The 11,853-nt window shown below is 59.2% G+C and carries 12 protein-coding genes and 2 pseudogenes; 8 read left to right on the top strand and 6 right to left on the bottom strand.

All coding sequences use genetic code 11. From position 1 onward, the window contains the following. The first annotated feature begins 180 nt into the window (after positions 1-180). From METLW3_RS0121890 to METLW3_RS0121865, 6 genes are all read left to right on the top strand, one after another. Positions 181-828 carry a TetR/AcrR family transcriptional regulator gene (locus METLW3_RS0121890; RefSeq protein WP_198022843.1) on the top strand — a complete coding sequence of 216 codons (648 nt, stop codon included), beginning with the start codon at positions 181-183 and terminating at the stop codon, positions 826-828. Between the two features lie 165 nt (positions 829-993). After that, on the top strand, positions 994-1,611 hold the full coding sequence (locus METLW3_RS0121885; RefSeq protein WP_198022842.1) for a spore coat U domain-containing protein: 618 nt from the start codon (positions 994-996) through the stop codon (positions 1,609-1,611). 88 nt (positions 1,612-1,699) lie between these two features. Continuing rightward, complete coding sequence (locus METLW3_RS0121880) at positions 1,700-2,449, top strand: molecular chaperone (RefSeq protein WP_024881897.1); 750 nt, start codon at positions 1,700-1,702, stop codon at positions 2,447-2,449. 293 nt (positions 2,450-2,742) lie between these two features. Further along, positions 2,743-4,971 carry a fimbria/pilus outer membrane usher protein gene (locus METLW3_RS0121875; RefSeq protein ID WP_198022840.1) on the top strand — a complete coding sequence of 743 codons (2,229 nt, stop codon included), beginning with the start codon at positions 2,743-2,745 and terminating at the stop codon, positions 4,969-4,971. Then, positions 4,962-5,969, top strand: coding sequence for a spore coat protein U domain-containing protein (locus METLW3_RS0121870; RefSeq protein WP_024881895.1), 1,008 nt, complete (start codon positions 4,962-4,964; stop codon positions 5,967-5,969). Before METLW3_RS0121875 ends, METLW3_RS0121870 begins: the two co-directional genes overlap by 10 nt. A 414-nt stretch (positions 5,970-6,383) precedes the next feature. Then, a complete protein-coding gene (locus METLW3_RS0121865; protein ID WP_024881894.1) occupies positions 6,384-6,575 on the top strand; it encodes a hypothetical protein in 192 nt (63 codons plus the stop codon). Positions 6,576-6,749: 174 nt separating this feature from the next. Here the strand turns inward: METLW3_RS0121865 and METLW3_RS26215 are convergent, their stop codons facing one another. From METLW3_RS26215 to METLW3_RS28510, 3 genes are read right to left on the bottom strand one after another with little or no spacing between them, the layout of a single operon-like run. Further along, positions 6,750-7,058: a helix-turn-helix transcriptional regulator gene (locus METLW3_RS26215; protein WP_245267474.1), complete on the bottom strand. Its 309-nt coding sequence runs from the start codon at positions 7,056-7,058 to the stop codon at positions 6,750-6,752. Continuing rightward, the gene (locus METLW3_RS28515) at positions 7,055-7,201 is read right to left on the bottom strand and encodes a hypothetical protein (RefSeq protein ID WP_157096268.1); all 147 of its coding nucleotides are present in this window, start codon (positions 7,199-7,201) and stop codon (positions 7,055-7,057) included. The genes METLW3_RS26215 and METLW3_RS28515 overlap by 4 nt, the downstream gene beginning before the upstream one ends. Before the next feature lie 60 nt (positions 7,202-7,261). Then, entirely contained in the window at positions 7,262-7,534 is a 273-nt protein-coding gene (locus tag METLW3_RS28510) for a hypothetical protein (RefSeq protein ID WP_157096269.1), read from the bottom strand. Positions 7,535-7,627: 93 nt separating this feature from the next. Here METLW3_RS28510 and METLW3_RS27795 point away from each other — a divergent pair. Then, positions 7,628-7,936: pseudogene (locus METLW3_RS27795) on the top strand (transposase); the annotation flags it as partial. Here the strand turns inward: METLW3_RS27795 and METLW3_RS0121840 are convergent. Together METLW3_RS0121840 and METLW3_RS0121835 are read right to left on the bottom strand one after the other, a co-directional pair. Then, positions 7,937-10,009: a recombinase family protein gene (locus METLW3_RS0121840; protein ID WP_024881892.1), complete on the bottom strand. Its 2,073-nt coding sequence runs from the start codon at positions 10,007-10,009 to the stop codon at positions 7,937-7,939. Next, a complete protein-coding gene (locus tag METLW3_RS0121835; protein WP_024881891.1) occupies positions 9,996-10,175 on the bottom strand; it encodes a hypothetical protein in 180 nt (59 codons plus the stop codon). Before METLW3_RS0121835 ends, METLW3_RS0121840 begins: the two co-directional genes overlap by 14 nt. 306 nt (positions 10,176-10,481) lie before the next feature. On the opposite strand from METLW3_RS0121835, the pseudogene METLW3_RS0121830 reads away from it, so the two are divergent. Beyond that, positions 10,482-10,715: pseudogene (locus METLW3_RS0121830) on the top strand (transposase domain-containing protein); the annotation flags it as partial. 306 nt (positions 10,716-11,021) lie between these two features. On the opposite strand, the gene METLW3_RS0121820 reads toward METLW3_RS0121830, so the two are convergent. Beyond that, complete coding sequence (locus tag METLW3_RS0121820) at positions 11,022-11,615, bottom strand: hypothetical protein (protein ID WP_083967282.1); 594 nt, start codon at positions 11,613-11,615, stop codon at positions 11,022-11,024. Between the last annotated feature and the right edge of the window lie 238 nt (positions 11,616-11,853).

The following is an 11,853-nucleotide window of genomic DNA, read 5'->3' as shown; positions in this document are numbered from 1 at the left end:
CGTGCTTTGTGGGATTGGACGGGCGCGCGCAGCCCCGCGACCATCTCTTCCGAAACATCGCGCCCCGTTCAAATGAACGGGTTGGTTTTGCATTTCCACCGCAAAAGGCTATCAATAACCATGCGAACCGTCAACTATTGAACGATGTCGTTCAGTTATGGATATCGAATGAGGATCGCAATGGCGGAGCCCGGCAGGCCGAAAGTAAGGACGAGAGGGCCGCGAACGGTCGAGCGCCTCGTCGAGGCGGCTCACCGGTTGTTTCTCAGCCGAGGCTTCGCCGAAACATCGATGGAGGCGATCGCTCAGGAAGCCGGCGTCAGCAAGGCGACGCTCTACGCGCATTATGGCAGCCGGGATGAATTGTTCACGGCTGTGATCTGGGCGGCCGGCGACCGGTTTTCATCCGGCCTGGTGTCGGGGGTGACGGGCGCCGCGGATTTGAGAAGCAAAATGGAGCGTCTTGCCGGCGCGGTGCTCGATCTATTGCTGTCGCCCGACGTGGTGGCCACGAACCGGATCGTCGCGGCCGAGGCCCCGCGCTTTCCCGAACTCGGCAAGCTCTTTTACGAGAACGGGCCGGACAGGCTGATCGCGCGACTGGCGGAGGTGTTCGAGACCGCAATGGCGGCAGGCTCGCTCCGCCGGTCCGTTCCCCGCGACGTCGCCAAGCATTTTATCGGCCTGATCCGTGGCGACCTTCAGTTGCGGGCCATGCTCGGCGACGAGTCGGCATTGTCGGCGACCGAGCGCAACCGCACGATCACCACCGGAGTCGGCGTTTTTCTCGCCGCCTATGCTCAGCCGGAGCCTTTTCGAGAGAGTTGATCATCGACTACGAGGGCCCGTCGGCGGCTTGTCGGTCCGCCGCCGCTATGCGGTGGGCGTTGAACGAACTCGGAACTCGAAAGAGGCTGCCGTCGAGACCGGCAGCTGCGCCCGCGGCCCCGTCCGGCGAACCAAAGCGCGTGTTTTTGCGCACGATAGAACTATTTGCGTAAAAACACCCATTTGCATTCTGAATATATAATGATATTAAAGGGACAATATATTGTATATGTCTTTGTGCGCGACCTTCATCTCGCTCAATTTTCCTTCATGCATCGCTATACGACGAGGATTATTATGTATAGATCGTTTAAATCAGCTCTCGGCGGAGCAATCATCGCGCTTGCTTTTGCGAATCACGCCGAAGCGGCGACCGTCACGACCACGTTCACCGTGTCGGCGAATGTGACGAGCCTTTGTGAGGTTTCGGCGCTCCCGATGCTCTTCGGCAATTACGGTGGAGTCCTCAATCAAACGACGTCCGCTCTCACTGTCAGCTGCACGAACGGCACCCCTTACAATGTCGGATTGAACCAAGGATTGTATGGCGCGAGCACCACGACGCGTCAGATGAAGGCTGCAGGATCGTCGGCGCTTTTGAATTACTCGCTCTTTCAAAACTCCGGATATTCGATAAATTGGGATGATGTAGCGCCTGGCTGGGTTTCGGGCACTGGCACTGGCGCTCCTCAGCTCCTGACAGTCTATGGGCAAATCCCGGCCGGGCAGTTCAGCACTCCCGATGCGTATTCCGATACGATTACCGTGACAGTGAATTTTTGAACGAGGCCACTTCGCTTTTCGGCGAGGGGCGCCCGATCAATCTCATGAGTGATCGAAGACATCGCGCAGCCGGCGCATTTCGCGAGAAATGCCGGCGCCTTTGTCGCTGCTCGACCTCATCGTCCGCAGAGGAATTGCAGTGAAATCAAAGCGGCTATTTTTCGTTTTCTCTTTGTTTTGCGGCGCAGCCGTCTTCGACGGCGCGTCCGCCGCCTCGCTCGAAGTTTCGCCGATCTCGCTCGAGGCGGCAGCTCCACAACAGACGGTGACGATCACGCTTCGAAACAGCGGAAATCGACCGATCAATGGCCAAGTCCGCGTTTTCGTCTGGCGACAGGAGCATGGAGAGGATGTCCTGGAGCCGACGCAAAATGTCGTTTGTTCGCCTCCCATGGCCGAGATCGGCCCTGGCGCGGAATATACGATACGCGTGGTGAGAATTGTCGAAGCGCCGATTGCAGGTGAAGAAAGCTACCGTCTCGTCGTCGACGAAATCCCCGACGCCACGATGCGACGCAACGGGATTATCGCAGTGGCGCTGCGCTATGTCATTCCCATTTTTTTCTATGAAGAGACGCGAAGTCAGCCTCGCCTATCCTGGTTTGTCACGAATCGCGACGGCGGTCGGTTCCTCGTCGCGAAAAACGAAGGCGATCGTCGAGCCAAAATCTCTGCTCTCTCTCTGAACGGCAAGCCCATCGCGAATGGGCTGGCGGGCTATGCATTAGGACACTCGGAAAGACGTTGGAAATTGCCAGGAAAGTTCGACCTCCGGGACGGAAAAGTTTCGGCTACTGTAGATCGTGAGTTCATATCCATCGTCGCAAAACCGCGATAGGTTCGACATTGCGGCGGCTCAGCATCATAGCCGCCAGCTGCATTTTCATAGAATGCGCGCTTACCGAAAGCCGCGCGCGAGCCCTTGAGCTCGAACAAAATACGATCGCCGATATGGAAGGCGATCGTGCGTCCACAGGGACTTTGGACCTCCGTCTGGAAGCTTACGTAAATGGCAAATCGACGGGTCTGCTCGTATCCGCCAGGAAATCGCCAGACGGCGTCTTCGCGGTCGAGCGAGGCGATCTCGAGGACATCGGGGTCAAGCCGCCACGCGCGGGCGGGCGCAAAGATATGGTCGTTCTGAATGGTTCTGGATTGGCCTATCGTTACGACGAGCCGAAGCAGCAGCTCTATTTCGATCTGTCCGACGATCAGCGCATTCCAAAAATTTACGACAGCCGCGGCGAACGTCCCGCCGTTCCAAGCGCGACGTCGTCATGGGGAGGTTTGGTGAATTATGTGATGTTCGCTTCGTCCTCCACTGCGATCACACATTGGAGGCCGGCGATCACGGCGGCCAGCCTATCCACGGATATCCGAATTTTCAGTCCCTATGGGGTCGTGACGCAGACAGGCATCATCGGAAACACGAACAACTTCAATCTATACCGCGCCAATAATACCATCGGTTTGAGACTCGAGACCGCTTACGCATACGCCGATCCCGACACGCAGACCATGTATCGTGCCGGCGACACGATTTCCGGCGCCCTCGATTGGACGAGGCCGATGCGACTCGGCGGGATGCAGATCCAAAGAAATTTCTCCATGCGCCCGGACATTGTGACCGCGGCGCTGCCTTCTATCTCGGGAAGCGCCGCGGTGCCGTCATCAGTCGACGTGCTCGTCAACGGCATGCCTATATTTTCGCAACAGGTGTCGGAGGGGCCGTTTCGCATCGCCAATCTTCCCGTTTCGTCCGCGAATGGCAATGCCGAAGTCGTCATTCGAGATGCATCTGGACGGGAAACAAGAACCGATCTCTCTCTATTCACGAACGAGCGCCTCATCGCCTCGGGCCTCTTCGACTACACGTTCGAAGCGGGATTCGCGCGAAAATTTTACGCCTATCGCTCGAATGATTACGACAACAGGCCCGTCGTCTCGTCGAGCGCTCGGTATGGCGTGACAGACCAATTGACTGTGCTCGGGCATGCGGAACTCGGCTCCGGGCTCTACAATGGAAGCATCGGGGCGGCGACGCAATTTGGACGATTCGGCTCGCTGACCGCCGCCGTCTCGGGGTCCCGCTATCTCACAGCGCTCGGCGGCCAAGGCTATGCGTCATATAATGTGATGACGCCGCTGGGCGTTTCATTCAGCGCCAGCACGCAGCAGACCTTCGGCGCTTTCGACGATCTCGCCTCTGCGACCGCAGCCCGTTGGGCCGCCGACTCCCGTTCATTCTATCTCTATACTCCTCAAACCAATCAACAGCTGGCTGCGAACCTCGTTTTCGTTCATCCGCCGCGCATGATCAATCGCATTTCTCTGGGCGCGAAACTCCCTGTAATCGGCGGCAATGCGTCGTTCACCTTCGCGCAGATCACGCCTGACAACAGGGATCGAATCTGGGCTTGGCAATCGAACCGGCTCATGGCCTCTCAAACATTGACCGCTTCGTACTCGCGACAGCTTCCCTATGAGGGAAGCTTGTTCGTCACTGTTTTCGGCAATATTTCCGGCATAGAAAACAAAGGGGTTTTCGCGGGAGTTTCCTTCCCGATCGGCGGAAATGTTCAAGTCGGAGGCGGCGCGCAGACCGTGTTCGATCCGACAACGGGAAAAGGCCGTATCGGCTTCAATGCGCAAGCCAGCAAGAACATGGAAGCGAGCATCGGGAGCTATGGGTGGTCGCTGAACCGAACCCAGGGACCCACGTCGATGACGAACGGGGCGGTCTCTTATCGAACCCCTGTCGGAACAGCCCGCATCAACGGCCTGCAACAAGCGAATTTTGTGAGTGGCGCGGCGCAATTCGAAGGCGCGATCGCGCTCGCCGACATGAATGTCGCTATCGGGCCGAAGGTCGAGGATAGTTTTGCGATCGTGAACGCCGGCGCTCCCGGCGTGACGGTGACGCATGACAATAGCCGCGTCGGCGAAACCAATGTTCTCGGAACCTTGTTGATACCGACGCTCCGCTCCTATCAACGCAACAAGGTCGACATCGATCTGATGACGCTGCCGGTCGACGTGGTTTCGGTGAAAACCCAAGAGGTCGTCGCGCCACGATATCGCAGCGGCGTCGCGATCGATTTCGGCGCGAAGGCAAACGCCAAGCCCATCGTCCTCGTCCTGACCGACAAGGCCGGAAAGCCGATCGAAGTCGGAAGCCGCGGCAAGCTCGTCGACAGCGATAGCGCCTTCGTCGTCGGCTATGACGGCCGCGCCTTTGTGACCGATCTCACAGCGAGCAATTCGATCATCATCGATCTTGGAACCAGGGATTGTCGCGGCACTTTCGAGGCTCCGCAGACGGCCGGGCCGAATAGGGAGATCCGAGTGACATGCGAATAAACGAATTTTTCTCGAGCGCCCTTCTTTTTTTCGTTACCGCTTTCCTCGGCCTGACGACATCGAGCGGCGAAGCCGTCGCGGCTATGTCATGCTCGACGTCGGGCACGATGTCGTTCGGCATCGTGGATGTGCTCTCGGGCGCTGCGTCTCCGGCGCAACCTTCGATTATTTCCATCATATGTTCGGGGGCAAACCCCAATGCGGTCTCGGCGACCGTTTGCCTGAGCATAGGACCCGGCCAGTCGACGTCCTGGCCGCCACGTCAGCTCATCAGCGGACCCAAGACGCTGTTGTTCGAAATCTACAAAGACGCCAGCTTGACGACGGTGATGGGATCCTACAGCGCCTATGTGCCGGCCTATAGCGCGACGACCAATGGGCTATCCATTCTGATTCCGATCACGAGCGGCTCTGGCTCCGCCAGCGTCACATTATATGGCTCAGTTCTCGCCTCCCAGCAGAGCGCGGGCGTCGGAACCTATACGAACAACTTCATCGACGTGAGCACGAGCTTGGAGATGTTTCAAAATCCGAATCTCAGCCCCGTCGCGATCTGCGGCGTATCGACCCAAGGGACAAAATCGAGCGCGGTCTCTTTTTCCGCATCCGCGACTGTTCAAGCGAATTGCAGCGTATCCGCCAACAATCTCAATTTTGGGAACATATTGAGCTTCGGATCGAATATAGATGCGCAATCCACGATGAGCCTGACGTGCAGCAATGGTCTCCCCTATACGGTCGGCCTGTCCGGCGGATTGTCGGGAGCCACCGATCCGACGCAACGCAAAATGCACGCAGGCAGCGACACGATCACCTATGGACTCTACAGCAATAGCGCGAGAAGCGCGCCGTGGGGAGACTTGATCGGCGCGAACACGGTAGCGGGAACCGGGAACGCATCGGCGCAGTCGCTCACGATCTTCGGACGGGTGTACTCAGGTCAGACGCCGCCTGTCGGAGCGTATTCAGATGTCATCGCTGTGACCGTGACATACTGATGCTCAGGGGCTGCGCATTCTGTCGCAGCGCCTCCAATAGGGCTCTGCTTTACTTCTCGGTGCAAATTAGAATCCTGCGATGGTAGACTCTGCGCGCGGAACGAGCCTAAGCCGCGCTCTCTGCTGTCGTCAGGGGCGCCGTGACCGTGACGTCCCCCATGCTTGCCGATAGAAGCCGCGCACATGGTTCCGCCACGTCTCGCGTAAATGCTGTTCCGTGCGGACCGCCTTCGCGACGGCGCACTTCCTACTCGCCGTCGAGCGGCGCATGGACTGCGCAGGATCGCTTTCGAGCTCCCGAAGATGGAAAGCCGCATCGGCGTGCAACGACGCTCTCAGCATTTCAGAGCAAGTCCACCTTTGACCGCGTCGATTGCGGCCTCGCGCCGCCGGGCCTCGGATCGCCGATGCACAGTGACCAATGTGTTCGACGCCGGCGACGCCTTCGGCCTCATGCGCCAGGTCGAAGTCGGCGACGGCGCCGATCCCGCGATCTTCGTCGGACGCATCGCCGAGCCGGCCTTCGACCGCAGGCTTCCGATCGCGCGCGAAATCGCCAATTCTCGCCGCCGCCGCGCGCAAACGCATATCGATAACTCGGCATAGCTAACGCCGCGACCGTCATCAGGGAACGAAGCGCGTCACGAGAGCTTCAGCCGGGCCTCAGAAGCCGCAGCTTTATGTCCAGGCGATCCGCCGCCGCGAACGTCCGCGAAATCCAGGGAAAGCGGTCCCTCGGGTCGTCCGCGACGAATGGCCGGTTATGGCGCATCCTCGCCATTAACGAACGCGAGACGTTTGTTCGAACGTCACGCCACGAGCGCCCTTTTCACCGCTTCCGGCTCCGTCGCGATCACGCGTAACAGCATTGCGGCCGGGCCGCTGACCGCGCGCTGGCCCTGTTCCCATTTCCGGATAGCCCGACAGGCTCATCCCCATGAGGGGAGCCATCTCCGCCTGCGTCAGCCCGGCATGCTTGCGAATCTCGCGCGGATCCACAGGAACGTGAACAACAGCCGGACCATCGCCCTTCACATGCGCCAGCGCTTCGCCGAGCGACTGGATCAGCTCTTTTCCGAACGCGCTCATTTCCTTTTCCTCGCGGCCTTGATCGCCTCGACGAGCGGCGTGGCGGCCCGCTTATCCTCGGCGGACAGATCCGTCTTTTCGTTCTTCGGATTGACCAGCAGCGCGTAGAGCGGGATCGCGTCGTCGAGAAAATAATAGACCACTCGCGCGCCGCCACGCTTGCCTCTTCCCGACGAGCATCAATTGCGCAGCATCGCCCGGCGTCACGAGTTCGTCTTCGTTTGCGCCCTCAACCAGAGCTTCGCCGGTGCCCCTGTACTAAGTCGCCACTCTGTATCGAGGAAAATGGCGGCGATTTCATCCATCAAAGGATGATGGAGCCCGACCTCGCAGAATTCACTGAATTCCTCGCGAATTATCTGCTCCCACGTCGGCGCCACGAAGACGAGATATCCGATATCCTCATTGCGCAATTCGCCGCGGCATTTCAAATAGAGCTGCCGCGCCTCGTCCGTCCTCCCGGCAAACATGAGCATATGGGCCTCGGCGATATCGCGTCTCGTCCGATGCGTCTCTAGAGGTCCTCGATCCGCGACACTGATGCCTTCGCACAGGTCTCTGGTGGCCGCGAGGCGCTCGAACGTATCGGCGCGCTCTACGCGGTCGAAAGCGAAATCCGCGGGCGAAGCTCCGACCAGCGTCGTGATGCGCGACAGGAAAAATCTCGTCCCATCCTCGACGCGCTCGAGCTCTGGCTGCGAGAAAAGCTGGCGCTGATCAGCCAGAAGACCAAGCTCGCCGAGGCGATCCGCTATGCGTTGTCGCGCTGGGACGGCCTGACGCGTTTCATCGACGATGGGTGCATCGAGCTCGACTCCAATGTCGTCGAGCGCGCGATCCGGCCGATCGCGATGCGTGAGTCATTGTGCGCCCCTTCTTCAAGTATCTGGAAACATTGGAAGCGTGTCCGCGTCAACAGCGCGACACGGGCGGCCTTTACGGGCCACCGCGGTTTTCACCGGGTCCGACGCCAAGTCGTCGGCCCGTATTTGATGCGGGGCTCCGGCGACAACCTGCACCGCAGGAAGGACACCCGTTTTGATCAGGCGCCGAATCGTATGGTGTGTGACGTCTAACAGCTTTGCCGCCTCCCTCATGGTGAGCCATTCGCCGTCCTTTTCCGCAGATCGATAGGCATGGATTCCGCGCACGCGTCGAACGGAAGCAACGCGATGCGCTGTCCAGGTTTTGCCTTGGCCTGTGGGCATGCCCATTCGATTGAGCGACGCGGCGATATGCTCGTCCGACCAGCGACCGGCCATGCTGCGCATCACCGCCAAAGCGTCCTCGGTAGTTGCGCATCCATGCTCACCAGCCCGTGGTTTACGGACACGCAGTTCGGAATGCTGACCGCCGCGCCAATGAATCGTGAGCACGACCTCGCGCGCATCATCGTCGACGTCGACGATAATGTCGGCGATCAGTGTCCGCAGCAGTTTCTGTCGGGCGCGCATCGTAACATTCGGCGCATGCCATGCTGCCGATAAGTTGTCTGCGAGGTTCGAGAATGCGCTCGGGTCGACCTCGATGTTTGACGTCCGTTCCGCGGGCTGGCGTATTTCCAGGTCCCGGACACGCCGCAGCGCCGTCTCCCAGTTTTTTTCTAACTGCGCAGCGATCATACGATTGTCAGGATCACAGGCGGCGTAACGACGCTCGGCCAGACTCGCCTCATAACGAGCCTGCTGCATTTCCATGTCGAGGATGCGTTGCTGGTCTTCCTGTTGTTCCCGGTGCATCCGCTCCGCCTCAAACGCCGCTTCGATCGCCATTGGCTCCACCGCCAGCAACAACTCTCGGGAGACAGCCGCGTCGACCCGCGGGCCGCCAAAGGTCATGCACCGTGGCAGCCCCATCATAAGGTTTGGCTTGTCGCAGCGATACACCGGCCGGCTCTGAGGATTGCCCGTATACGCGACGCTCAGTCGTCGTCCGCACCGCCGGCAAGTCATCACGCCCGACAGAAGCGCCTTGCCGCCCCGGCCGGACTTCACGCCTCCGGCACTGCCATAATTGTTGAGAGCGAGCTGCTTCTGGTTGCGCTCATATTCCGCCCAGTCGATATAGCCTTCGTGATGATCCTTGATCATCACCTCCCATGTCCCGATCGGCTTGCCATGGCCGTAGCTTCGCCGCGCCCTTCCGTCGACAATGGAGGTGCGTTTCTCACTTTTCCCGTAAACGTAAACCCCTGCGTAGAAGGGATTCTTGAGAACGGCGATCACGTTACGGTAGCGGATCGGCGTCCAGTCGAAGCTCGTCATGCGGCCCTCGTCAGAGGGGCGTGGGAAGTGGATTTGATCGGCTTTCATCGAGAGCAGCACCTGGCGCGCGCTCCCGAGTTTTTGAAAGCGGACGAAGATGACGCGAATAACCTCCTGGAGGCGCTGATCTGGATCAAGGCCGAGCCCGGCTTCCCGGTGCCAGATGTAGCCGAAGGGAACCGACAAGCGCAGCTCGCCCCGGCCGGCCTTGGACCGGGCGGCGTCCAACATCCGGGTGCGTAGCACGCCGAGTTCGAACTCGCTGATGCTGCCTTTCATGCCAAGAAGAAGGCGATCATTGGGGCGACACGGGTTATAGACCCCCTCGCCATCAATGACGCGGGCTTCGACGAGCCCACACAATTCAAGCAGGTGATGCCAATCGCGGCCGTTTCGCGCGAGCCTGGACGCATCGAAGCACAAAACAGCGCCGACCTTCCCGGCGCACAGCCACGCCACCAAGCGGTCGAAGCCGGGGCGCGCCACCGTTCCGCTCGCCGACCGGCCGAGATCGTCGTCGATGATTTCAACATCCACGAAACCGTGTTGGCGGGCGACATCGACCAGATCATATTGACGCCGTTTGCCCTCCAGATTGGTCATCACCTGGGATTGCGTTGACTGGCGTACGTAGACGACAGCCTTCCTCTTGAGGATGACCGCCGGAATGATTTCAGCGCTTGTCATCGTCAAGCTCCTCGACGCTGAGGCCGGCTGCCTGCATCAGGATCTGAGCCAACGCCAAAATGATCTCGTCCCGCTCCGCCGAGCCGAGCCTTTCCAGCCTGGTGTTGTCGAATAACAGGGTCAACTGCCGAGCCGGCTCCACTGCCGGCGCTTTGGGAGACTGCATTGCCTTCCTCCGGAACGATCGCAATATCGCTCCGGCACTGTGCGGGATTGATCGCACCTATCAACACTCGCTCCAACTCGACGAGGGCGGCCACATCGACACGCGGGCCGCCAAGCGTCATTCCGGCGCAGATGGCGGGATCAAGCATCCAGCCTGCCATCGAGACCACAACGCCGGCAGGCCCCAGCACTTTGAGAAATTGCCCAGTTGCTCGCTGCTCCACCCGACGTACAGCAACCTTGCTGCCAAAATACGGATGCCACCGGTAATGGACTTCCAACTCCTGCCCGACATGGGCAGAATGAACGGGTGATGGCTCTCAATCGCAAAAACGCTCTCTTCGCCGGCTCGGACGGCGGGGCCGAGAACTGGGCGATTGTCGCCTCGCTCATCGAGACATGTAAGCTCAATGGCGTCGATCCACAGGCATACATGCCTGACGTACTCACGAAGATCGTCGACGGCCATCTCGCGAGCAAACTCGATGAACTCATGCCGTGGGCCTACGCCGCGCCCACTGCGCCGAAAGACGTGGCCTGAAAACAGCGCTTACGTTCAGTCAAAGAGCTATTGAGCTGATTGAATCCAAGCGACACGATGATCTCTCCTAACAGAACGCGAAAGCTCACGGCGTCGCAGCCTTCCCGCTTAGACGACGATCTCGCCGCCGAATGTCTTCAAGACGCGAACAGCGCTGCAAAGCGCCGACCTTGCCCTATGGCGAAAGGGAGGCTCAATCGATGAGGCATTTCCATTGAACCAGTCTGGCTGGCTTCCGACCGCGCCGACCGTCATGTGCCGGCCTTTTGCCTCTATACGTGCAGCAGCTCGCTCGCCGTCTCGGCACTATCTGAGATAACGAATATCCGCGACGAGCTCCCAGCAATCTTTGGTCGGGTAGAGAAGCAATTTGCCATCGACTCGCCTTCCCGGACGATAAGGCTTGCCGTCGAGGTCGTACGCTGTCCCCAAATTCTCCTCGCCCACGTACGGTCCCCGGTAATGCACGCGCGTCCACTCGACGGAAATCTGATTGCTCTGGCCCTGATTGAACTCCATCATCACATATTCTTCTTTGTCGCCGGGCTTCGCCGGGACGGTCGTTTTCCAAAAGAAATCGAACATCTGGATCGGAAATTTGTCGTAGCTCTCTTTCGGAATCGCGCTCTTCCTCGTCTCGTTCTTTTTGCCGCGTTCCTCATAATCGATCTGAGGCGCGGCGTATTTTTTTCGCACGGCTGCCGACCGGATCATCGTGGTGAACAACTCTTGATAACTCCGAGACTGGCACGCGAGCGCAGCCTGTTCGAGTTCATGCTGTTCGAGTTCAGCAATTGGATTTTCGGCGCCGCCCCATGCCGGCACGGCTGACAGAATTTGAGGCAGCGTCAGAGCGACCAAAAGTCGGCTGATGAACGAAGTCGAAGAGAAGGTGCACATTGTTCGCACTCATGTCAGATCCTGCTTGCCAGTCGAACCTATCGTCGGTGCGGGTCGAAGTTGAGCGTAAAAGCGAACCGGTACTTCATGTATGTTGACCGCGTGCGGCGCCGGGAATAGCCACGGATCGAATGGCTCGACGCGAGGACTGGCGATGTCTCGAAGACGATGGCGGCAAAACGCCACGGTCGGCTTTCTAGCCTGTTCATATTGCCTTTGGCCGTCTGCGCTCGGCTTT

It is taken from the genome of Methylosinus sp. LW3 (assembly GCF_000527115.1).
Taxonomy (GTDB): domain Bacteria; phylum Pseudomonadota; class Alphaproteobacteria; order Rhizobiales; family Beijerinckiaceae; genus Methylosinus.
This window is presented reverse-complemented; position numbering and strand designations above follow the sequence as displayed.

What these genes read in the sequence shown, in the direction of transcription:
- METLW3_RS28510 (WP_157096269.1), bottom strand. Translation starts at nt 7,534, where the DNA reads ATGCTCATGTTTGCCGGGAGGACGGACGAGGCGCGGCAGCTCTATTTG.
- METLW3_RS0121870 (WP_024881895.1), top strand. Translation starts at nt 4,962, where the DNA reads ATGCGAATAAACGAATTTTTCTCGAGCGCCCTTCTTTTTTTCGTTACC.
- METLW3_RS0121820 (WP_083967282.1), bottom strand. Translation starts at nt 11,615, where the DNA reads ATGTGCACCTTCTCTTCGACTTCGTTCATCAGCCGACTTTTGGTCGCT.
- METLW3_RS0121890 (WP_198022843.1), top strand. Translation starts at nt 181, where the DNA reads ATGGCGGAGCCCGGCAGGCCGAAAGTAAGGACGAGAGGGCCGCGAACG.
- METLW3_RS0121875 (WP_198022840.1), top strand. Translation starts at nt 2,743, where the DNA reads ATGGTCGTTCTGAATGGTTCTGGATTGGCCTATCGTTACGACGAGCCG.
- METLW3_RS0121880 (WP_024881897.1), top strand. Translation starts at nt 1,700, where the DNA reads ATGCCGGCGCCTTTGTCGCTGCTCGACCTCATCGTCCGCAGAGGAATT.
- METLW3_RS26215 (WP_245267474.1), bottom strand. Translation starts at nt 7,058, where the DNA reads ATGAGCGCGTTCGGAAAAGAGCTGATCCAGTCGCTCGGCGAAGCGCTG.
- METLW3_RS0121835 (WP_024881891.1), bottom strand. Translation starts at nt 10,175, where the DNA reads ATGCAGTCTCCCAAAGCGCCGGCAGTGGAGCCGGCTCGGCAGTTGACC.
- METLW3_RS0121840 (WP_024881892.1), bottom strand. Translation starts at nt 10,009, where the DNA reads ATGACAAGCGCTGAAATCATTCCGGCGGTCATCCTCAAGAGGAAGGCT.